This is a genomic window from Gordonia crocea (assembly GCF_009932435.1).
Lineage (GTDB): Bacteria > Actinomycetota > Actinomycetes > Mycobacteriales > Mycobacteriaceae > Gordonia > Gordonia crocea.
On the sequence record NZ_BJOU01000001.1, the window covers coordinates 1,360,105 to 1,380,732 of the forward strand.

General features: G+C 69.3%; 20 protein-coding genes. 11 read left to right on the plus strand and 9 right to left on the minus strand.

Annotation, left to right across the window (positions count from 1 at the left end):
- Positions 1-19 precede the first annotated feature (19 nt).
- On the minus strand, positions 20-1,129 hold the full coding sequence (locus tag nbrcactino_RS06460) for a YncE family protein (protein WP_161926609.1): 1,110 nt from the start codon (positions 1,127-1,129) through the stop codon (positions 20-22).
- 222 nt (positions 1,130-1,351) lie between these two features.
- Here nbrcactino_RS06460 and nbrcactino_RS06465 point away from each other — a divergent pair, with 222 nt between their 5' ends.
- The 3 genes from nbrcactino_RS06465 to groES all read left to right on the plus strand — a co-directional run bounded on the left by nbrcactino_RS06465 (position 1,352) and on the right by groES (position 4,647).
- Entirely contained in the window at positions 1,352-3,094 is a 1,743-nt protein-coding gene (locus nbrcactino_RS06465) for a hypothetical protein (protein WP_161926610.1), read from the plus strand.
- Positions 3,095-3,098: 4 nt separating this feature from the next.
- Entirely contained in the window at positions 3,099-4,208 is a 1,110-nt protein-coding gene (locus tag nbrcactino_RS06470) for a YncE family protein (protein ID WP_161926611.1), read from the plus strand.
- 139 nt (positions 4,209-4,347) lie between these two features.
- Positions 4,348-4,647 (plus strand): co-chaperone GroES, encoded by a 300-nt coding sequence (groES, locus tag nbrcactino_RS06475; protein WP_161926612.1) that lies wholly within the window; start codon positions 4,348-4,350, stop codon positions 4,645-4,647.
- Between the two features lie 74 nt (positions 4,648-4,721).
- On the opposite strand, the gene nbrcactino_RS06480 is transcribed toward groES, so the two are convergent.
- The gene (locus nbrcactino_RS06480; protein WP_161926613.1) at positions 4,722-5,018 is read right to left on the minus strand and encodes a WhiB family transcriptional regulator; all 297 of its coding nucleotides are present in this window, start codon (positions 5,016-5,018) and stop codon (positions 4,722-4,724) included.
- Between the two features lie 229 nt (positions 5,019-5,247).
- On the opposite strand from nbrcactino_RS06480, the gene nbrcactino_RS06485 reads away from it, so the two are divergent.
- The 3 genes from nbrcactino_RS06485 to nbrcactino_RS06495 all read left to right on the plus strand — a co-directional run bounded on the left by nbrcactino_RS06485 (position 5,248) and on the right by nbrcactino_RS06495 (position 7,574).
- A complete protein-coding gene (locus nbrcactino_RS06485) occupies positions 5,248-6,051 on the plus strand; it encodes a hypothetical protein (protein WP_161926614.1) in 804 nt (267 codons plus the stop codon).
- Positions 6,052-6,117: 66 nt separating this feature from the next.
- Complete coding sequence (shbA, locus tag nbrcactino_RS06490) at positions 6,118-6,705, plus strand: RNA polymerase sigma factor ShbA (protein WP_161926615.1); 588 nt, start codon at positions 6,118-6,120, stop codon at positions 6,703-6,705.
- The gene (locus nbrcactino_RS06495; RefSeq protein ID WP_161926616.1) at positions 6,702-7,574 is read left to right on the plus strand and encodes an anti-sigma-D factor RsdA; all 873 of its coding nucleotides are present in this window, start codon (positions 6,702-6,704) and stop codon (positions 7,572-7,574) included. Before shbA ends, nbrcactino_RS06495 begins: the two co-directional genes overlap by 4 nt.
- Positions 7,575-7,589: 15 nt before the next feature.
- Here the strand turns inward: nbrcactino_RS06495 and nbrcactino_RS06500 are convergent, their stop codons facing one another.
- Positions 7,590-7,988, minus strand: a complete 399-nt coding sequence (locus nbrcactino_RS06500) for a DUF5319 domain-containing protein (protein ID WP_161926617.1) — start codon at positions 7,986-7,988, stop codon at positions 7,590-7,592.
- Between the two features lie 115 nt (positions 7,989-8,103).
- Between nbrcactino_RS06500 and guaB the strand changes: the two genes are divergently transcribed.
- From guaB to nbrcactino_RS06515, 3 genes are all read left to right on the plus strand, one after another.
- Positions 8,104-9,615: an IMP dehydrogenase gene (guaB, locus tag nbrcactino_RS06505; RefSeq protein ID WP_161926618.1), complete on the plus strand. Its 1,512-nt coding sequence runs from the start codon at positions 8,104-8,106 to the stop codon at positions 9,613-9,615.
- A gap of 62 nt (positions 9,616-9,677) precedes the next feature.
- The gene (locus nbrcactino_RS06510) at positions 9,678-10,820 is read left to right on the plus strand and encodes a GuaB3 family IMP dehydrogenase-related protein (protein WP_161926619.1); all 1,143 of its coding nucleotides are present in this window, start codon (positions 9,678-9,680) and stop codon (positions 10,818-10,820) included.
- 130 nt (positions 10,821-10,950) lie between these two features.
- Entirely contained in the window at positions 10,951-12,711 is a 1,761-nt protein-coding gene (locus nbrcactino_RS06515) for a GMC family oxidoreductase N-terminal domain-containing protein (RefSeq protein WP_161926620.1), read from the plus strand.
- A 7-nt stretch (positions 12,712-12,718) separates the two neighbouring features.
- Here nbrcactino_RS06515 and nbrcactino_RS06520 read toward each other — a convergent pair whose 3' ends face one another.
- A complete protein-coding gene (locus tag nbrcactino_RS06520) occupies positions 12,719-13,075 on the minus strand; it encodes a hypothetical protein (RefSeq protein WP_186343313.1) in 357 nt (118 codons plus the stop codon).
- A 66-nt stretch (positions 13,076-13,141) separates the two neighbouring features.
- Between nbrcactino_RS06520 and guaA the strand changes: the two genes are divergently transcribed.
- Both guaA and nbrcactino_RS06530 read left to right on the plus strand, forming a co-directional pair.
- Complete coding sequence (gene guaA, locus nbrcactino_RS06525) at positions 13,142-14,722, plus strand: glutamine-hydrolyzing GMP synthase (protein WP_161926622.1); 1,581 nt, start codon at positions 13,142-13,144, stop codon at positions 14,720-14,722.
- 82 nt (positions 14,723-14,804) lie between these two features.
- On the plus strand, positions 14,805-15,368 hold the full coding sequence (locus tag nbrcactino_RS06530; RefSeq protein WP_161926623.1) for an NADPH-dependent FMN reductase: 564 nt from the start codon (positions 14,805-14,807) through the stop codon (positions 15,366-15,368).
- A 12-nt stretch (positions 15,369-15,380) separates the two neighbouring features.
- On the opposite strand, the gene nbrcactino_RS06535 is transcribed toward nbrcactino_RS06530, so the two are convergent.
- The 5 genes from nbrcactino_RS06535 to nbrcactino_RS06555 all read right to left on the minus strand — a co-directional run bounded on the left by nbrcactino_RS06535 (position 15,381) and on the right by nbrcactino_RS06555 (position 20,564).
- Positions 15,381-16,529 (minus strand): serine/threonine-protein kinase, encoded by a 1,149-nt coding sequence (locus tag nbrcactino_RS06535; protein ID WP_228460712.1) that lies wholly within the window; start codon positions 16,527-16,529, stop codon positions 15,381-15,383.
- Positions 16,526-17,383, minus strand: coding sequence for a metal ABC transporter permease (locus nbrcactino_RS06540; protein WP_186343362.1), 858 nt, complete (start codon positions 17,381-17,383; stop codon positions 16,526-16,528). The genes nbrcactino_RS06535 and nbrcactino_RS06540 overlap by 4 nt, the downstream gene beginning before the upstream one ends.
- A 44-nt stretch (positions 17,384-17,427) precedes the next feature.
- Positions 17,428-18,174, minus strand: coding sequence for a metal ABC transporter ATP-binding protein (locus nbrcactino_RS06545; RefSeq protein ID WP_161926625.1), 747 nt, complete (start codon positions 18,172-18,174; stop codon positions 17,428-17,430).
- The gene (locus nbrcactino_RS06550; protein ID WP_161927630.1) at positions 18,171-19,058 is read right to left on the minus strand and encodes a metal ABC transporter substrate-binding protein; all 888 of its coding nucleotides are present in this window, start codon (positions 19,056-19,058) and stop codon (positions 18,171-18,173) included. Before nbrcactino_RS06550 ends, nbrcactino_RS06545 begins: the two co-directional genes overlap by 4 nt.
- 135 nt (positions 19,059-19,193) lie before the next feature.
- On the minus strand, positions 19,194-20,564 hold the full coding sequence (locus tag nbrcactino_RS06555) for an LLM class flavin-dependent oxidoreductase (protein WP_161926626.1): 1,371 nt from the start codon (positions 20,562-20,564) through the stop codon (positions 19,194-19,196).
- Positions 20,565-20,628 lie beyond the last annotated feature (64 nt).

Below are 20,628 nucleotides of genomic sequence, written 5' to 3' on the forward strand. Positions count from 1 at the left end.
AATCCTGCCGACTGGGCCCTTACCGCGGGGTGAGGATCGTCAGGTTCCGCCCGATGTGCTGGGTGCCGTAGACGACGCCGGTCGACTGGTCGACGACGACCGTGTGGATCGCCTTGCCGGTGGGGATCGTGGCGAGGATCGCCCCGGTATCGGCGTTGATGACGGTGATCGACTTCTTCTGCAGGTTCGCGGTGTAGACGAGGCGGCGCTGGGCGTCGATGGCGAGCTTGGCTGGAGTCGTTCCGGTGTTGATCGTCTTGACGATGCGCAGCGAGACCGGATCGATGATCGAGATCTTGCCGGTATCGAAGCTGCTCGCCCAGATTTTGCCCGTCGTCGGGTCGACCTTGGGCCGCGAGTTCGACGGCGTCGTGATCTTCTTGATGACCCGATTGGTGCGCATGTCGATGACGGCTACGAAGTTGTTCTTCTTGGCCTCGTAGTCGGCATTGCCGACGTAGAGGCGGTTGCGCGACAGGTCGACGTCGAGGAAGGACGCCTTGTAGAGGTTGGGGATCTCGCCGACGAGGCGCCCGGTGGCGGTGTTGACGATGGCCACCTTGTTGGTGCCGTTGAGGCCGACGTAGAAGCGGCCGCTATCGGTGTTGGCGACCGCCCCCATCGGGTGCGACGTCGGCAGATCGATCAGGTTGCCGGGGCCGACCTTCGTCGCGCTCATGTTGAAGACGGTGAGCCCGCTCGCGTGGGCGTTGGTGACCAGCACTCGACCGCGCTTGGGGTCGATGGCGATTCCGTCGGGGACCTGGGCCGTCGGGATCAGCGGAACCGAGCCGATCATCATCAATCCACCCGGCTGGTTGGACAGGTCGATGCGGCGGACCGGGCGCTGCGTCGCAGTGTCGAACACCGAGACCGCGGGGCGCACCGGATCGTTGCTGGGGATGAAGTCCTTGCCGGTGGTGCGCATCGAGGCGTTGTTGTCGGCGATGAAGAGCCGCTTGCGCCCCTGGTCGATGGCGAGCTCGCCACCGCTGACCACGCCGGCCGGGGTACTGGAGACCCGGTAGGTCGGCGCGGCGTGCGCGGAACCGGGGACCAGAAGGGCGCCGGCTCCCGTGGCAACGGCAACGGCGGCGGTGGTCGCGATACGAATGGCTCGATTCGTCATGGAGGATAGCCTAACCTGGTATCCCGGGTCTGTGCGGTTCAGCCCCCGCGTTACGCGCCGTCGCTGTGATGCTCACCACGCGACTGGAAGCGGTAACGCTACGTAGCTTAGGCTCACCTCACTATCAGTTTGGGCGATTTGGGGGAGTTTGTGCGCGCGAAGAAGGAGTCCAGCGGAAGCGGGTCCACTGCGACCGGGTCCGGATCGCGGATCCCAGTTTGGGTGCGCATCATTTCCGTCGTCACTCTGACCCTGGTCGCGGTGGCCTTCGGTTCGGGCAACGGGTCCGCTGCTGCGGTCACGGGCAATCCGGCATTCGTCTACCGGAACCCGGTCGCGAAGAAGGCCGAGCCGAAGGTCGAGACCTACCAAGAGCGCCTCGACCGGATCGCCGAGTCGCCGCGCTCGTTGCTGCGACCGCTGCAGGAGAACAAGGACAAGGCGACGGTCTGCGTCTCGGGCGAGTTCACCACGTTGGGCGTCGTTTACGACTCCCTGTGGGAGTCGATCTTCCCCCTTCTTCCCGCGCCGTTGCGCGAGAACGCCAAGGCGGCGAAGGTTGCGGCCCACCGGGACATGAAGCGCATCCACGTCTCGACCCTGGCGGTGTCCAACAACCCCATGGCGCGCGGTGCGGACCGCAGCAAGCAGGGCGGTGCGCGGTACCGCACGGCAACGTCGGCGTGGGTCGTCGAGAGCCTGCTCAAGGTCCGCGACGGCAAGCAGAACGAGGCCATCGCGCTGGAGAACATCTCCCTCCAGCAGGCGGTCGAGACCGCGTGGCTCTACATCTTCGCGACGGTGGTCGCGCCGCTGCGGCTCACCGCGGCTTTCCTCCCGTACACCGGGTCGCTGATCGGCGGCAACGAGCACTCGCTGATCCCGCTGACCAACCCGGCCGGTGCCATCCCGGCGTCGCTGTGGAGCTTCTTCGCCAGCTTCATCACCGGGACGACCTCCTACAACGCCCTGCTCAACCTCGGGTTCTCCGGTTGGCAGATCCTCGCGACCTACGTCTACCAGGCCATTTCCAACGCCTTCATCAACCAGTGTGTGGCCCGGGTGACCGAGGAGCAGCGCGATGCCGCCGGCAAGCCCAGCGACACCGTCACCTACGACATCCCCATCGCGCCGATCATCCAGGAGGCGGCCGACCAGTTGGCGCTGGCCGACGCCGAGACGTGCAAGCCGGTCAGCAGCCTGCCGTTGAGCCGCATCGTGACCCGGACCGCGGACTACGTGGAGAAGTCGGTGCCCAACCCGGCGCACAAGAAGCACGTGCGGGTGGCCGAGCGCGATCTGATGCGGATCATGCGCACGACGCGCATCCCGCACAACCTGATCCCGGCGGACCCGGCGGACTTCACCTTCACCGAGCAGATGGTCTCGTTGCTCGCCGGCCTGGCGATCCCCTTCGTCGGCGGCGCGCCGTTCGACGTGCTCATCGGGTTGAACAACAACCGCGAGCAGGGGCTCGACTTCGGCGAGACCGTAGCGCTGTCCGATCTGACCGTGACCAAGTCCCTGACCGCGGCCTACTACGTCTACTACGTGACGCTATGGCTGATCGGATTCGTCGGCGGCTACATCGAGGCGCCGATCGCCTCGGCGCTGGGTCTGCCCGGCGGCGGTGAGCTGGGCGCGGTCTCGTTCACGCGCATGCTCGTCGTGACGATGAACCTGCCGCTGGTGCACGGACTGGTGAACTTCCACAACGTCGTGCGGTCGATGTGTTTCCGCGAGGACGACACCACCGGAACCGGCCGCGGTGCGGAATACCGCAAGGACAACGCGAAACTGCCGAAGGCGCTGACCCCCGCCGAGCAGCGCGAGTGGCAGAAGCAACTCCGTGCCCAGCGCGCCCGCGCCAAGCGGGCACAGGCCAAGCGGGCGCAGACCAAGCCCCAGAACCAACGCAGGTCCGCTCAGCGGCCCTCCGCACACGGACCGGCAGAACGGGAGTGAGTCGATGAAGCAACGAATGATCGCCGGATTGGTGTCGGGTGTGCTCGTCGTCGGGGCGGTGGCGGCCTCGGCGGGTGAGGCGATCGCCGCGCCGTCGTGGCAGTTCGCCCTCGGGCAGGCGCCGACCGGGCTGACCACCGGCGGGCAACTCGCGCTCGACGAGGGCCGGTCGGCCTTCTTCATCACCAACAACACCTATCCGGTGGACACCGAGCGTGGGATCTCCTTCCCCGACGCCCGGCCGCGGGTGGGGGTGTTCAGCACGCGCGCGCAGCGACCGGTGCGGACCATCGACCTGAGCGGGCAGCCCGACGGCACGGCCAAGGTCGGCCCGCTGCGGGTCCCGATGGCGCAGATCCCCGACGGCATTGCGCTGGACACGGTCCACTCGCGGGTGGTGACGACCAACGCCCACACCGATTCCATCTCGGTGTTCGGCATGGACGCCCGTTCGGTGGGGCCGGCCAATCTCATCCGGGTTCCCGGTGGCCACCCGATGGGCGCGGCCACCGACAATGCCGGGCGCGCCTGGGTCTCGCTGTACAGCCAGGACAAGATCGCGGTGATCGACACCGCGGCCCGGCGGATCGTCTCGACGATCAGCAGCTTCCACCCGACGCTGGTCGCCTACGACGCCGCGCGCCACCGCCTCTACGTCGGCAACAACGACTACTACGGCAAGAAGCGCAACTTCCTGACCGTCGTCGACACGACGACCAACACCGTGGTCAAGCGGATCCCGATGACGCAGAACGCGCGGCCCGCCGTTGACCCGTCCACCGGGCGGATCTACACAGCGAGCTTCATCAGCGGGCGAGTCGCGGTTGTCGATCCCTCGACGTTGACCGTCACCCGCTCGGTGTCGACGGGGTCGACGCCGTCGTCGATCGTCGTCGACGCGCAGCGGCGCCTGGTCTACGCGACCACGTTGAAGAAGAAGACGCTGATCGTTCTCCACGCGGACACCCTGGCGCCGGTCGCGACCATGCGGATCCCCAGCGAGGTCCACACGCTGGCGATCGACCCCCGTACCGGATGGGTGTACGGCACGCAGAACGGTACGTCGGCCATGCTGGTGGTGCGTCCCGGGCAGGGCGGCACCGGGCGACCTTGAGTGCTGGCACTCTCCGGTATAGAGTGCTAGTTGGCACTGTGAGAGTTCCTCGTTCACCCGCGACGACGAGGGGTTTGCCCGAGCAGAGCCGCATACGTCATCGTATTTCGTTCAGGAATGAAAGTAGAGGACTCACATCGTGGCGAGTGTGAACATCAAGCCGCTCGAGGACAAGATCCTGGTCCAGGCGATCGAGGCCGAGACCACCACCGCTTCCGGCCTGGTGATCCCGGACACGGCGAAGGAGAAGCCCCAGGAGGGCAAGGTCATCGCAGTGGGCCCTGGTCGTTGGGACGACGAGGGTGAGAAGCGGATCCCGGTGGACGTCAAGGAAGGCGACACCGTGGTCTACAGCAAGTACGGCGGGACCGAGATCAAGTACGACGGTCAGGACTACCTGATCCTGTCGGCGCGCGACGTGCTCGCCGTCATCGGCTAAGGCCGAACCGCAAGCGAGAAATCCGCCCCGGCTCCGTGAGGAGCCGGGGCGGATTTCGTCTGTCCGGGGGGCGGTCAGCCGGCGAGGTTGCCCCGCCGTCCGCGACCCTTCAGGATCATCGCCCGTTCGGCTTCGCCGAGGCCGCCCCAGATCCCGTACGGCTCCCCGACGCGCAGCGCATGCTCGCGACACTGGGCCAAGACGGGGCAGGAGTGGCACAGCTCTTTGGCGCGCTGTTCGCGTCGCAGGCGTGCGTTTCCGCGTTCGCCGTCGGGGTGGAAGAACACCGACGACGCTTCGCCGCGGCACGTCCCCAGACGCTGCCAATCCCAGATGTCGGCATTCGGCCCGGGTAGCTCGGGTAGTGACATCGGCCGTCCTCCTCGTGGGTCCGACAGACCCTTGCGGGTCCTTGTCCGCGCCCTGTGCAGAGCCCGTTGCGGCCACACTAAACAGCCCGACGGACATAAGTCAATTTCCTGAATCACAAATGATCAATAGTAAAAATTCCTCCAGATTTAACGCTCCCGTTACTGGTCAGAAGCGTTTCGACCTGATAGTGGGTGGGTCTGCATTCTGCGGTCGACTAGCCTGTTCCGGGTGGGGAAGACGGCGTCGCAGCGGGACCGGTGGCAGCACGCCGTCACCCTCGGCGCCCGCGGCGCGGTGGCGGGGGGCCGCGCGGTCCTCGACGCCGCTGAGGCGGCGATCGGCAGCTCGCAGGACCCCGGCGACCGTGCGCTGTTGTCCTTGATCACCAGTACCCGTGCCTCGTGGCTCCGCCAATCCGGCCGGCACGGCAGCGCGCTGGGCCCCGACGGTCGCGCCGCGCTCATCGCGACGACCATCCACGACGACGAGCCGAGCCCGTGGCGTCGAGCCGCGTTGGGCGATGCGCTCATCGGACTGGCCGCCGACAACCTCGGGCTCGGGCGATTCGATGCCTCGTCGGACCTGTTGGGCCGGGCCTGGGCCGAAATCGGCGCCGAACGCGAGCCCGACGAGTGGCTGCTCGACGGCCGCGTCGTGCTGCGGTGGCACTGGGTCCGCGCTGAGAACGCCCTGTACCGCGGAGACGGCGAAGCCGGCCGGCGGTGGGCCGCCGAGGCCGTGCGCCTGGCCCGCGGCTGCCCGTCGCCGCACCATCGGATCAAGACCCGGTTGATCGCGGCCGCCGCCCGTGCCGGAGACGATCCGGGGGGTGCGGCCGCCGAAGCGCGCGCCGTCGTCGACGAGGCCGCGCAGGCCGGGTTGGTGCCGCTGCAATGGGCCGGGTGGCAGCTCCTTGGCGGCGTCGCACCGGGGCGTGACGCCGACGCCGGGAGCGCTGACACCGCAGACATCCTGCGGCGCCGCGGCTTCTTCCCGGTGGCGGGTTTCGGGCCCGGTGCCGCCGCTCGATAGGGTGGTGGACGCGTGCCGGTCTCATGGCGCGCTGATCACTGTGTAACACGGGGACTACTGCAGACGATGAAACTCACAGGCGACGCGCTCGACGCGGCCGTCCTGGCTGCCGGCCAGGGTGACCGAGAGGCCCTCGCCTCCGTTCTGGAAAGTGTGCAGGAGCCTCTCCTGCGCTACTGCCGGGGACGGATCGGAGTCGGAGAACGCCACCTGTTCTCCGCCGACGACATCGCACAGGAGGCGCTGATGGCGGTCATGACCGCGCTGCCCCGGTATCGGGACGAGGGACGACCCTTCCTCGCCTTTGCCTATGGCATCGCCTCGCGCAAGGTGGCCGACGCCATGCGCGTCGCCGGGCGGTCGAAGGCCGATCCCACCGACGACCTTCCCGAGCAGACCACCACCGCCGCCGACGGTCCCGAGCAATCTGCCGTCGACGCCGAGGGCAACCGACGCGTCTCGGCTCTGCTCGACACCTTGTCGGACAAGCAGCGCGAGATCTTGGTGCTGCGTCTCATCGTCGGCCTCAGCGCCGAGGAGACCGCGGCCGCCGTCGACTCCACCCCGGGGGCCGTGCGCGTGGCCCAGCACCGTGCGCTGGCCAAGCTGCGTGGCGAGCTCGAGGACCGGCGCGACGAGAAGGACCACCGATGAGCATTCCCCAACCCCACGGCGCCCGCGACGACACCACCGGCCTTGACGAGTCGGCGACCACCCGCGAAGACACGGCCGGCCTCGAACTCGCGGCGATCACCCGCGACGACGAGCTGGTCGAGACGCTCGGCCGCGGACTGCCCGTCGTGGCGCAGACCGACGAGGAATTCGACCTGGCCACGCTGCTCGCCGAATGGCGCACGGAGGTCCATGCACGCCCGGCGGACGGGACGATCACCGTCGACGACGTCGAGAAGGCCATCGCCGCCGCGAAGCACGACTCGGACCGGCGGGCGCGTCGGCACCTGCGGCTGGTCGCCGGTGCCGCGGCGGTCATCGGCGTGGCCCTCGGCAGCTTGGTCGTGCTCTCCGAAGGGGCGAACCCCGACGATCCCCTGTGGGGCGTCAAGAAGGTGGTGTTCGCCGAACGCGCCGTGCAGACGCAGGCGACGTACTCGGCGCAGATCAACCTCGAACAGGCCGAGAAGCTTCTCGCCGCCGGGGATCCGCAGAAGGCCAAGGAATACGTCCGGCGCGCCCAGGCCGACCTGGCGCCGGTGAGTGACGACTCGGCGCGCGAGCCGATGGACCAGTGGATCGACCGGTTGTCCGCGTCGGCGGAGTCGGCGATCAAGGCGGCCACGCCGGTGGCCCCGCCCACCAAGGCCGAGCGCAAGGCGCCCAAGCCGGCACCGAAGCCGCCGGTCACCGACGACATGCCCCAGTATGTGCCGCCGGCTCCGCGGTGGACACCGCCGCCGCAGCAGAACCAGGAGCAGGCGCCGCGCTACACGCCACGGCCGAAGCCCCAGCCGGAGGCGCCCCAGCGGCCGGCACCCCGACCGCCGATCACCATCCTGCCGAACTGACCGGGCGGCGCCGGCTTACCGGCGCGGCTCGCGGCGGGCGCGGTGTGCCCGACCGTCGGCATAGCCGCGGCAGTAGTCCCATGTCACGTAGTCCTCGGGACGCGGGTCGACGGCGGGTTCGTGCGGACGGACGGTCCCGTCGGCCAACAGCTGCTGCAGGTTGGCGCGGAGCATGTCCCAGTCGTGGTAGTGGTCTTCGTTGCAGTCGTCGCACATGACCACCAGGCCGCGGACACCGCGCGGCGAGAGGAGCGATTCGTACACGGCGAGGTCGGCCAAATCCTCCTCGACGGCGATGCGCTCGGAGAGGTCCAGCGGGATTCCGGGGTCGACGGAATCGAGCGCAGCGGCAGGATCGCTCGGGTCGTCGGCGAACGGGTCCGGCGGTAGGCCGGGCGGATACTGGTTGGCCACGCCTCCACCGTAGCCGATGGGGGCCCGGTAGACGCGCAGCGCAGGCGGTGTGACCGGCGACATTCGACGATCGGGACGGCGGCGGCGACTTCCCGGCGACCGGTACGATGGGGCAATGGTGAATGTGCGGACAGGCGGCGACGATCCCGACAAGGTGGCGATGCTCGGTTTGACCTTCGACGACGTGCTGCTTTTGCCCGCGGCGTCGGACGTCATCCCCTCGGAGGTCGACACCGCCTCGCGGTTGACCAAGAGCATCTCCCTGCGGGTCCCGCTCGTCTCCTCGGCGATGGACACCGTCACCGAGGCGCGGATGGCCATCGCCATGGCGCGGGCCGGCGGGATGGGCGTGCTGCACCGCAACCTGTCGGTCGAGGCGCAGGCCTCCCAGGTCGAGACGGTGAAGCGGTCCGAGGCCGGGATGGTGACCGATCCGGTCACCTGCACCCCGGAGCACACCCTCGCCGAGGTCGACGCCATGTGCGCGCGCTACCGCATCTCCGGCCTGCCGGTGGTCGACGAGACCGGTGAGCTGGTCGGCATCATCACCAACCGCGACATGCGGTTCGAGGTGGACCTCAAGCGCCCGGTCGCCGACGTGATGACCAAGGCGCCGCTGATCACCGCGCAGGAAGGCGTGTCCGCGGACGCCGCACTGAACCTGTTGCGCCGCCACAAGATCGAGAAGCTCCCGATCGTCGACGGGGCCGGCCGGCTGACCGGACTGATCACCGTCAAGGATTTCGTCAAGACCGAGCAGCACCCCCTCGCCACCAAGGACGCCGACGGACGACTCCTCGTCGGTGCGGCGGTGGGCGCCGGTGACGAGGCGTGGAGCCGGGCGATGGCGCTGACCGACGCCGGCGTCGACGTGCTCGTCGTCGACAGCGCGCACGGACACTCCCGCGGCGTCCTGGACATGATCGGCAAGCTCAAGGCCGAGATCGGCGACCGCGTGCAGATCGTCGGCGGAAACGTGGCCACCCGGTCCGGTGCGCAGGCGCTGATCGAGGCCGGCGTCGACGCGGTCAAGGTCGGCGTCGGGCCGGGCTCCATCTGCACCACCCGCGTGGTCGCCGGTGTCGGCGCCCCGCAGATCACCGCGATCCTCGAGGCCGTCGCCGCGTGTCAGGCGTCGGACACCCCGGTGATCGCCGACGGTGGGCTGCAGTACTCCGGCGACATCGCCAAGGCGCTGGCCGCCGGCGCCTCGACCGCCATGCTGGGCTCGCTGCTCGCCGGCACCGCAGAGTCTCCCGGCGAGTTGATCCTGGTCAACGGCAAGCAGTTCAAGAGCTACCGCGGCATGGGGTCGCTGGGCGCGATGCAGGGCCGCGGCCAGGGCAAGTCGTACTCGAAGGACCGCTACTTCCAGGACGACGTGCTCTCGGAGGAGAAGCTGGTCCCGGAGGGGATCGAGGGGCGCGTGCCGTTCCGTGGCCCGTTGGGCGAGGTCATCCACCAACTGGTGGGCGGGCTGCGTGCCGCAATGGGCTACACCGGGTCGTCGTCGATCCCGCAGTTGCAGCAGGCGCAGTTCGTGCAGATCACCGCGGCGGGCCTCAAAGAGTCCCACCCGCACGACGTGACCCTCACGGCCGAGGCGCCGAACTACTATTCTCGCTGACCGGTCCGACCGGAATTCTTGGGTGATGCCGTGTCACCGGCTGGCAGAAAGGCGTAAGCGTCGTGCGTGATCTCGTGGAGTTTGGGATGGGCCGGACGGCTCGGCGGACATACGAGCTGGAAGACATCAGCATCGTGCCGTCGCGGCGGACCCGCTCGTCGAAAGATGTGTCGACGGCCTGGCAGATCGATGCCTACCGCTTGGACGCACCGATCCTTGCGCACCCGACCGACGCGCTGATGTCGCCGGAGACCGCGATCGAGTTGGGCCGCCTCGGCGGACTGGGCGTGCTGAACGGCGAGGGCCTGTGGGCGCGACACCGTGACGCCGAGGAGAAGCTCGCCGCCCTGCGCGATGTCGCCGAGAACGACCCGGACCCGCGTGCGGCGGTGCGCTTCCTGCAGCATCTGCACGCCGCGCCGATCGACACCGGCCTGCTGGCAGAGGCGGTCTCGCGGATCCGCGAGGCCGGAGTGACCACCGCGGTGCGGGTCAGCCCGCAGCACGCCGCCGAACTGACCCCGGCCCTGCTGAAGGCCGGTGCCGAGGTCTTGGTGGTGCACGGCACGATCATCTCCGCCGAGCACGTCTCCTCCGGCGGCGGCGATCCGCTGAACCTGAAGACGTTCATCGCCGACCTCGACATCCCGGTGATCGCCGGCGGCGTCCACGATCACCGCACCGCGCTGCACCTGATGCGCACCGGGGCGGCCGGGGTGATCGTCGGCTACGGCGCCACCGAGGGCTCGACGACGACCAACGACGTGCTGGGCATCGGCGTGCCGATGGCGACGGCGATCGCCGACGCGGCGGCCGCCCGACGCGACTACCTCGACGAAACCGGCGGCCGCTACGTGCACGTGCTCGCCGACGGCGACATCAACACCTCGGGCGATCTGGCCAAGGCGATCGCCTGCGGTGCCGACGCCGTCGTCCTGGGTATCCCGCTCGCGTCGGCGGAGACCGCCCCCGGCGGCGGGTGGTACTGGACGCCCTCGGCGGCCCACCCCGACACCCCGCGCGGCGCGATGCTGCAGGTCGCCACGCCCGACGACCGTCCGACGATGGCGCAGATCCTCACCGGCCCGTCCGACGACCCGTTCGGCGAGCTGAACCTCGTCGGCGCGTTGCGTCGGTCGATGGCCAAGGCCGGCTACAGCGACCTGAAGGAATTCCAGAAGGTCGGCCTCTCACTGCGCGCCTGATCGCCGACTGGGCCCTCAATCTCGTCGACTGGGCCCTCAATCTCGCCGACTGGGCCCTCGATCTCGTCGAGTGTGCCCGGCATCACGGGGTGTGACAATGAGCGATGTGACATAGGGCTATGATCGATGCATGTCTCGCAGCCCACAAGACAGTCATTTTGACGTGCTCATTATCGGTTCCGGATTCGGCGGCAGCGTCAGCGCGCTGCGATTGACGGAGAAGGGGTACCGCGTCGGAGTCATCGAAGCCGGCCGCCGCTTCACCGACGACCAGTTCGCCAAGACGAGTTGGCGCCTCCGCAAGTTCGTTTGGGCCCCCAAGCTCGGTCTGCTCGGCGTTCAGCGGATCCACCTGCTCAAAGACGTGATGATCCTCGCCGGCGCTGGCGTGGGCGGTGGTTCGCTCAACTACGCCAACACCCTCTACAAGCCGCCGACGCCGTTCTTCCGCGACCGCCAGTGGGCCCACATCACCGACTGGGAGTCCGAACTCACCCCGTATTACGACCAGGCGGCCCGGATGCTCGGTGTCGTCACCAACCCGACCTTCACCAACTCCGACCGGGTGATGAAGGAGGTTGCCGAGGAGATGGGGGCCGGCGACACCTTCGTGGCGACCCCGGTCGGCGTCTTCTTCGGCGAGAAGACCGGCGGCCAGGGCAAGCCCGGGCAGACGGTGCCCGACCCCTACTTCGGCGGGGCGGGGCCCGAGCGCACGGCCTGCACCGAGTGCGGCGCGTGCATGACCGGGTGCCGCGTCGGCGCGAAGAACACACTGGTCAAGAACTACCTCGGCCTCGCGGAGTCGGCCGGCGCCCAGGTGGTCGAGCGGACCACCGTCGACGCGCTGCGCCAGCGGACCGACGGCACCTGGGAGGTGTCGACGCACGGCTCGTCGTCGTGGGGCCCGCTGGGCGCCCGCAAGCGGACGTTCACCGCCGACAACGTGATCATGGCCGCCGGGACGTTCAACACCCAGAAACTCATGCACGCGGCGAAGCTGTCCACCCTGCCGAAGATCTCCGACGCCATGGGCGTGCTCACCCGCACCAACTCCGAGTCGATCCTGGGGGCGATGAGCACCAAGATCGACCCGGCGAGCGACTACTCGGAGGGGGTGGCCATCACCTCGTCGTTCCATCCCGACGAGTCCACCCACATCGAGCCGGTCCGCTACGGCAAGGGATCCAACGCGATGGCCTACCTGCAGACGGTCCTGACCGACGGCGGATCCCGCGTCAACCGGATGGGGCAGGCGCTCAAGCAGTTCCTCCGCCACCCGACCTGGCTGCCGCGCCTGATGGTGCCCCGCGGCTGGAGCCAGAAGACCGTCATCGCGCTGGTGATGCAGTCCTCGGACAATTCGCTGACGACCTTCGTGCGCAAGCGCGGCCCGTTCCGCTACGTCACCAGCCGTCAGGGTCACGGCGAGCCCAACCCGACGTGGATCCCGGCGGGCAACGAGGCGACCCGACGCATCGCCGACAAACTGCACGGCGGCATCGCCGGCGGTACCTGGGGCGACATCTTCAACATCCCGCTGACCGCCCACTACCTCGGCGGCTGCGTGATCTCCGACGACCCGTCCGGCGGTGTCATCGACCCGTACCACCGGGTGTGGAACTATCCGTCGCTCTACGTCGTCGACGGGGCGTCGATCACCGCAAACCTGGGCGTGAACCCGTCGCTGTCGATCTCCGCGCAGGCCGAGCGGGCCGCATCGCTCTGGCCGAACAAGGGGGAGGCCGACCAGCGTCCGGAGCAGGGGCAGCCGTATCGCCGGCTCGACCCGGTGGCCCCGGTGTCCCCGGTCGTCCCCGCCGACGCGCCCGGTGGCCTGCGGCTCCCGATCACCCCGGTGGCACCCGAGGTGCAGAAGACCGCCGGCTGAAACCTGTTCAGCGGGGCCGTAACTCGTCGGTCGCCGGGAATGGCAGCTCAAAGCGGTCGGGATCGGCGCCGACGGCCGAGGCGGCGCCGTATTCGTCGGCGAGGACGACGATGCCGTGCGGGCTCGTCTCGGCGATGCGTACGGGGCGCTCGCGTCCGTCGGACAACCGCAGGATCCACTGATCGGCCAGATAGCCGATACCGAGGTCGTCGAGCATCTCCTCGGCGTCGAGCCAGTCGACCGGCTCGGCGGTGCGCTCCCGGCCCAGCAGGTCGAAGACGCGGAATCCCTCGCCGTCGGGGCAGATCCAGCCGACCGGTTCGCGGTCGGTACGACGATGTTCGATCCAGTCTGCGGGCAACACGGACTCGAGGGTAGCCGTGCCGGGCCTGCGCCGAGCGGCGCCGACCATCCCCGATAGACTCTCAGGGTGACCGAAACCTCCACCGACCACCCGCGCCCGGTCCTCGTCGTCGACTTCGGCGCCCAGTACGCGCAGCTGATCGCGCGCCGGGTCCGCGAGGCGCGGATCTACTCCGAGGTGATCGCGCACGACGCGCCGATCGAGGAGTTCACCGCCAAGAACCCGGCCGCCCTCGTCCTCTCCGGCGGCCCGGCTTCGGTTTACGCCGACGGTGCGGCGACGCTCAACCCGGCGATTCTCGAGCTGGGCATCCCGGTGTTCGGGATCTGCTACGGGTTCCAGGCGATGGCGCAGGCCCTCGGCGGCACGGTGGCCAACACCGGCGGCCGCGAGTTCGGCCGCACCACGTTGAGCACCGCCGGCGGGGTGCTGCACGACGGGCTGGGGGAGTCGCAGCCGGTGTGGATGAGCCACAACGACGCGGTGCAGGTCGCGCCCGACGGGTTCGCCGTGACCGGCTCGACGCCGGGTGCGCCGGTGGCCGCGTTCGAGAACGTCGACGCGAAGATGGCCGGCGTCCAGTACCACCCCGAGGTCCTGCACAGCCCGCACGGCCAGCAGGTCCTCACCCGGTTCCTCTATGACGTCGCCGGCCTCGAGCCGACGTGGACCGCGGCGAATATCGCCGAGGCCCTGATCGCCGATGTCCGGGCCCAGGTCGGCGACGACGGGCTGGCGATCTGCGGGCTGTCCGGCGGCGTCGACTCCGCGGTGGCCGCGGCACTGGTGCAGCGCGCCATCGGCGACCGGCTCACCTGTGTGTTCATCGACCACGGCCTGCTGCGCGCGGGGGAGCGCGAGCAGGTGAAGACCGATTTCGTCGCCTCCACCGGCGCCCGGCTGGTGACCGTCGACGCCGAGGAGAAGTTCCTCGCCGACCTGGCGGGCGTCTCCGACCCGGAGTCCAAGCGCAAGATCATCGGCCGCGAGTTCATCCGGGCATTCGAGGATGCCGCATCCGGGGTGGTCGGCGACCAGGCGGCGTCGGGCAAGAAGGTCGACTTCCTCGTCCAGGGCACGCTGTACCCCGACGTCGTCGAGTCCGGTGGCGGGTCGGGCACGGCCAACATCAAGAGCCACCACAACGTCGGCGGCTTGCCCGACGACCTCGAGTTCACGCTGGTCGAGCCGCTGCGCCTGCTCTTCAAGGACGAGGTGCGCGCCGTGGGCCGTGAGCTCGGGCTACCCGAGGAGATCGTCAACCGGCAGCCCTTCCCGGGTCCCGGCCTGGCGATCCGCATCGTCGGCGAGGTCACCCGCGACCGGCTCGAGCTGCTGCGCCGCGCTGATCTGATCGCGCGCGAGGAGCTGACCGCGGCGGGTCTCGACGGTCAGATCTGGCAGTGTCCAGTTGTCCTGTTGGCCGATGTGAGAAGCGTTGGCGTGCAGGGTGACTCACGGACCTACGGCCACCCGATCGTGCTGCGCCCGGTGTCCAGCGAAGACGCGATGACCGCCGATTGGACCCGCGTGCCCTACGAGGTCTTGGAGACCATCTCGACCCGTATCACCAACGAGGTGCCCGAGGTCAACCGCGTGGTGCTGGACGTGACCAGCAAGCCGCCGGGCACCATCGAATGGGAGTGACCGACGCCGCGCAGCGTCGCACACCGTCAAAAGCCCCCGGAACATCGGTAAGTCCCGCACACCAGGAGAACGAGGAGCGCCCATGCCCACCTTGATGATCGTCGTCGGCAGTGTCCGGGAAGGGCGCATCGCTCTCCCGATCGCGAACTGGGCCCGGCGTGCGGTGGAGGCCGACGGCCGGTTCGACGTCGACTTCGTCGATCTCAAGGAACTGGCGCTGCCGCTGATGGACGAGCCGAACCACCCGCGCCTGGGCGACTACACGAAGCCGCACACGCGGCAGTGGAGCGCGCGGGTCGCGGCGGCCGACGCCTTCCTGTTCGCGTTCCCCGAGTACAACTACAGCTTCGCGCCGGCCATCAAGAACGCCATCGATTACTTGCACTCGGAGTGGACCCGCAAGCCGGTCGGCTTCGTGAACTGGGGTGGCAACTCGGGTGGCACGCGTGCGCAGGCCGCGCTGCGGCCGGTGGTGGGCGCAGTCGGATTGGTGATGACCCGCGGCAACGTGGAGATCAACTTCCCGCAGAAGCAGCTCGACGCCGAGGGGCGCTTCATCGGCAACGAACAGCAGGATGCGGTGTTGGCCGCGCAGCTCGACGAGATGGTCCAACTCGACGAGGCGTTGCGCCCCCTGCGCGGCTGAGGCAGGACCGTCTCAGAGCGCGACGATCAGCGCCAAGATGGCGATGAGGCCCAGCACGATCACGCCGGAGATGACCAGCGACCGGTGCTTGCGCCAGCCCGACGGTGTGCCCGGGGCGGGCGGGACCGGGGCCACGAGCGGTCGCGGGGCGGCGAAGGTCTGTGACGGCAGCGGCGTCGTGACGCGGGAGCGCGAGTAGGACCCGGTGCTCATGCGCGGCGCCTGCGGGGTGGTCAGCGCCCACAGCGGGATGGCCCCGTCGGGCCGTCGCAGGCGACCGGTCAGGATCCGGTCGGGCGTCGACCGGGTGGCGGCGGCGGCGATGGCGGCCAGCCAATCGCGGACCTCGGCCATGCTCGGCCGCTTGGACGGGCTGGGCGTGAGCATCGCCAGCAAGACCTGGTGGAGGGCGCCGGCCCGGCTCGGTGGCCGGATCTGGGCCCGCGCGACGCGGTCGAGGAGTGCGGCGGTGTCCTCGTCGGCGCCGAACGGCGGCTGCCCTTCCACCATCGTGTAGATGGTCGATCCCAGCGAGTAGACGTCGGAGGGCTCGGCGGGTACGCCGCCGCGCGCGACTTCGGGCGCGAAGTACGCGGGGGTGCCGGTGATGACGTCGGTCCCCTCGTCGACGTCGTCGCCTTTGAAGTGGGCGATACCGAAGTCGGTGAGTTTGACGGTGCCGGCGTCGGGTTCGGTGCCGGCGACGAGGATGTTGCCGGGCTTGATGTCGCGGTGGATGATCCCGGCCTCGTGTGCCGTCGTCATCGCGGCGGCCACTTGGGCCCCGATCTGTGCGGCGTCGACGTCGCTGAGGGCCCCCACCGTGTGCAGGATCTCCGCCACGCTGCGCGACGGCATGTATTCCATGACCAGCCACGGAGTCCCGGCATCGAGGGCGACGTCGTGGACGGCGACCGCGTTGCGGTGGGCCAGCTTCACCGCGACCCGGCCCTCGTGCAGGGCCTTCTCACGGATCCGTTCGGCCCCCTCCGCCGACACCCCGTCGAGGGCGACGACGCGCTTGACGGCGACGTCGCGGTTCAACCGCTGGTCCCGGGCGAGCCAGACCGATCCCATGCCGCCCTCGCCGATACGGGACCGCAGCCGATAGCGGCCCGCGAGAAGCAGGTCGGGGGCGGGAATCCTTGTGCTGGAGGTCACTTGGCGAGTATAGGTCCGTCGGGCGTGGGCTCTTGCGCGCGCTCGTCGGATTCTCGTCGGGACCGCTGCCAGGCCGGGATCACCCCGCGCGCGGGTGCGAACAGGTAGACGAGGAAGAACAGCACGCCCTGGGTCAGTACGACCATCCCGCCCAGCGAGGTGTCGGCGTAGAAGGAGACGTACAGCCCGACGACGCCGCAGGCGGCGGCCAGCACGGGCGCGATCACCAGCATTCGGCGGAAACGGTCGGTGAGCAGGTAGGCGGTGGCGCCCGGGATGATGAGCATGGCGACCACGAGCACGATCCCGACGACCTGCAGCGCGGTCACCGCGGTCAGGGCCAGCAGGCCCAGCAGCGTGGCGCCGATGAGTCGGGGATTGGCGCCGAGGGCGAAGGCGTGCATCGGATCGAAGGCGTACAGGGTGAAGTCGCGCCGCTTGAGGATCAGAACCGCGGCGACGACCGCGCCCAGCACGGCGATCTGGACGAGGTCGGAGGTGGAGACGCCCAACAGGTTGCCGAAAATGATGTGGTTCAGGTCGGTTTGGCTGGGGGTCACCGAGATGAGTACCAGACCGAGGGCGAAGAGCGTGGTGAAGACGACGCCGATGGCCGCGTCCTCCTTGATCCGCCCCCGGTCCCGCACGGCGCCGATCAGGGCCACGGCGAGGAAGCCGAACACCACCGCGCCGAGGGCGAACGGTGCGCCGACGATGTAGGCGAGGACCACCCCGGGCAGCACCGCGTGGGAGACAGCGTCGCCCATCAGGGACCAGCCGATGAGCACCAGCCAGCAGGAGAGCAGCGCGCACACCACCGAGGCGATCATCGTCGCGGCCAGCGCGTTGGTCATGAATCCGAACCGGAAGGGCTCGGCCAGGAAATCGAACACCGCGTTCACCGGCCGACCCCGATCTGCAGGTCGAGCGGGTCCAGGCCGAACGCCCGGACGAGGTTGTCGGGGGTGACGACCTCGGCGGGATCCCCCTCGGCGAGGACGCGGCGCTGCAACAGGACCGCCTGGTCGGCGAGGCGGGGCACCGAGTGCAGGTCGTGGGTGGAGATGAGTGCCGTCGCGCCGCGGGACGCTTCCTCGCGCAACAGGGCGGTGATCGCCGCCTCGGAGCGCTTGTCGACGCCAGCGAACGGTTCGTCGAGCAGCAGGATCGAGGCGTTCTGCGCGATCGCCCGGGCCACGAAGGCGCGTTTGCGTTGACCGCCGGAGAGGTTGCCGATCTGCCGGTCGTGCAAGTCGGCCAGTTCGACGCGGTCCAACGCCTCGTCGACGGCGATGCGGTCCTCGCGGCGCGGGCGTTTGGTGAATCCGAGGCGGCCGTACCGCCCGGTCATCACGACTTCGCGCACCGACAGGGGAAAGGCCCAGTCGATCTGTTCGGCCTGCGGGACGTAGCTGACCAGGCCGGACCGCCGCGCGAGGGCCGGCGTCGTGCCGTTGATCGTCACCACACCCGAGCGCGGGGTGATCATCCCGATGATCGTCTTGAACAGGGTGGACTTGCCCGAACCGTTCATCCCGATCAACGCGCAGACCGAACCGGGCGCGACGTCGAAGCCGACCCGATCCAGGGCGAGGACGTCGCCGTAGCGGACGGTGACATCGTCGACGTGCAGGGCGCTGGTCATTGGACGGCCTTTCCGGTGAGGCCGGCGACGATGGTGCGCGAGTCGTGCCGGATCAGATCGAGATAGGTGGGCACCGGCCCGTCGGCGCGCGACAGCGAGTCGACGTAGAGGATGCCGCCGAAGCGGGCACCCGAGGCGGCGGCGACCCGTCGCATCGCCTTGTCCGACACGGTCGACTCGCAGAAGACGGCGGGCACCCGCTCGGTGCGGACGAAGTCGATGGTGGCGGCGACCTGGCGGGGCACCGCCTGTTGTTCGGCGTTGACCGGCCAGATGTAGCGCTCGGCCAGACCCGCGTCGCGGGTGAGGTAGGAGAAGGCGCCCTCGCAGGTGACCAGGGCCCGTTCGTTGGCCGGCAGGGCGTGCAGCGAGTCGACGAGGTCGTGGGCGACGGCGCGCAGCCGCTGCTTGTAGGCCTCGGCGTTGGCGCGGAAGACGGCCGCGCCGGCGGGGTCGATGCGGGTGAAGGCGGCGGCCAGGTTGTCGGCATAGACCACGACGTTGAGCGGGCTCATCCAGGCGTGCGGATTGGGCTTGCCCGCATAGGCGTCGGAGGCGATGGGAATGGGGGTGATCCCGTCGGAGGCGACGACGTGCGGGGCGTGCAAGTCGTCGGTGAACCGGTCGAACCAGGCGTCCAGGCCGAGGCCGTTCTTGACGACGAGGGCGGCCCCGGCCGCGCGCCGGACGTCGCCCGGCGTCGGTTCGTATCCGTGGATCTCGGCCCCGGACTTGGTGATCGACTCGACGGCCAGGCGGTCGCCGGCCACGTTGGCGGCAATGTCGGCGAGCACCGTGAAGGTGGTGACGACCAGCGGCTTTCCGTGGGCCGCATCGTCGCGCGAGGCCGTCGAGCAGCCCGTCAGAGCGAGTGCGACGGCCATCGTCGCCACCAGGAGTTTCGTCACTTCAATATTGTAACTTCGGGTCACCGAAAACTGTCAATAGGGAGACCCGAAGGGGGTGTCGATCCTGCGCCAGGCCCCAGGCCGGATCGACACCCCCGGTCGGACTGCCGGCTACGCGCTCACGCGCAGCGTCTCACCGCGGATGTCGGCGGGCAGGTCGTCGTGCGGGTCGCCCAGGCCCAGGTGCTCGCGCAGCGTCGACCCCTGGTACTCGGTGCGGAACAACCCGCGTCGGCGCAACTCGGGCACGACGTAGTCGACGAACTCGTTGAACGTGCCGGGCGACTGGGCGCTGGAGACGATGAAACCGTCGGCCTCACCGCCGCGGAACGACTCCTCGATCTGGTCGGCGACATCGGCGGCGGTGCCGACGAACTGCGGCAGCAGCACGCCCTGGGCGTAGAGCTTGCCGATGTCGCGCAGCGTGAGGCTGTCGCGCTGGGAGAGCCGCCGGGCCACGTCGAACAAGCCCTGCGTCCCGCTCACCGTGATGTCCTCGACCGGCGCGTCGAGGTCGTACTGGGAGAAGTCGTGGTCGGTGTGCACCGACAGGGTGATCAGGCCGGAGATGGGGTCGGCCAGCTCGTTGTGGAAGGCCTGCTTCTCGCGGGCGATCGATTCGGTCTCGCCGATGAACGGGATGAACGACGGGAAGATCTTCACATGGTCGGGATTGCGGCCGAAGTTCGAGGCCCGGGACTTGACGTCGTCGTAGTAGGCGCGGCGCCCCTCCGGGGTCGGGTCGATTTCGAAGATGGCCTCGGCCCAGCGTGCGGCGAAGTTCTTGCCGACGTCGGAGGAGCCCGCCTGGATCAGCACCGGCCGGTGCTGCGGCGATCGGGGCTGGTTGAGCGGTCCGCGGGTCCGGTAGTGCGTGCCGACGTGGTCGACGGCGTGGATCTTGTCCGGGTCGGCCCACACGCCGGACTCCTTGTCGGCCCGGACCGCGTCGACGTCCCAGCTCGACCAGAGCTTCACCGCGGTCGAGACGAACTCCTCGGCGCGGGCGTAGCGCTCGTCGTGGTCGAGGTGGTTGTCGAAGCCGAAGTTCTGCGCTTCGGCCTGGGAGAGCGAGGTCACGATGTTCCAGGCGATCCGGCCGCGGGTCAGATGGTCGAGCGAGCCGAACACGCGGGCCAGCTCGTAGGGGTGGAAGTAGGTCGTCGACTTGGTGACGGCGATGCCCAGGCGCGACGTCGCGGCACCGATGCTCGCGGCGACCAGGCTGGGGTCGATGGTGGCCGCGGCCTGCGTGCCCCGACGGAACGGCTCGCTCTGGTCGCCGCCGAAGCGAACCGGGGCGGCCAACAAGTCGGCGAAGAACGCGAAGTCGAAGGTGCCGCGTTCGAGGATGCGTCCGACACGGTGGTAGTGCTCGGGGCCGAAGTAGTCGGTCTCCGAACCCGGGTGGCGCCACGCGGCGTGCGAGTGGGTGACGGGCGAGGCGATGAGGAAGCCTCCGAGGTGGAGCTGCCGGCTCATGGTGGAAATCCTTTGGTCGTGGTCGGTGCGCCCAGTCAAGCGTGGCGGTGCGACGGGGTCGACC

Excerpts from the sequence above, each read along its gene's own strand:
- nbrcactino_RS06540 (WP_186343362.1), bottom strand. The coding sequence starts at position 17,383 with ATGACCAACGCGCTGGCCGCGACGATGATCGCCTCGGTGGTGTGCGCG.
- shbA (WP_161926615.1), top strand. The coding sequence starts at position 6,118 with ATGAAACTCACAGGCGACGCGCTCGACGCGGCCGTCCTGGCTGCCGGC.
- nbrcactino_RS06480 (WP_161926613.1), bottom strand. The coding sequence starts at position 5,018 with ATGTCACTACCCGAGCTACCCGGGCCGAATGCCGACATCTGGGATTGG.
- nbrcactino_RS06545 (WP_161926625.1), bottom strand. The coding sequence starts at position 18,174 with ATGACCAGCGCCCTGCACGTCGACGATGTCACCGTCCGCTACGGCGAC.
- nbrcactino_RS06550 (WP_161927630.1), bottom strand. The coding sequence starts at position 19,058 with ATGGCCGTCGCACTCGCTCTGACGGGCTGCTCGACGGCCTCGCGCGAC.
- nbrcactino_RS06515 (WP_161926620.1), top strand. The coding sequence starts at position 10,951 with ATGTCTCGCAGCCCACAAGACAGTCATTTTGACGTGCTCATTATCGGT.
- guaB (WP_161926618.1), top strand. The coding sequence starts at position 8,104 with ATGGTGAATGTGCGGACAGGCGGCGACGATCCCGACAAGGTGGCGATG.
- nbrcactino_RS06460 (WP_161926609.1), bottom strand. The coding sequence starts at position 1,129 with ATGACGAATCGAGCCATTCGTATCGCGACCACCGCCGCCGTTGCCGTT.
- nbrcactino_RS06530 (WP_161926623.1), top strand. The coding sequence starts at position 14,805 with ATGCCCACCTTGATGATCGTCGTCGGCAGTGTCCGGGAAGGGCGCATC.
- nbrcactino_RS06470 (WP_161926611.1), top strand. The coding sequence starts at position 3,099 with ATGAAGCAACGAATGATCGCCGGATTGGTGTCGGGTGTGCTCGTCGTC.
- nbrcactino_RS06495 (WP_161926616.1), top strand. The coding sequence starts at position 6,702 with ATGAGCATTCCCCAACCCCACGGCGCCCGCGACGACACCACCGGCCTT.
- nbrcactino_RS06555 (WP_161926626.1), bottom strand. The coding sequence starts at position 20,564 with ATGAGCCGGCAGCTCCACCTCGGAGGCTTCCTCATCGCCTCGCCCGTC.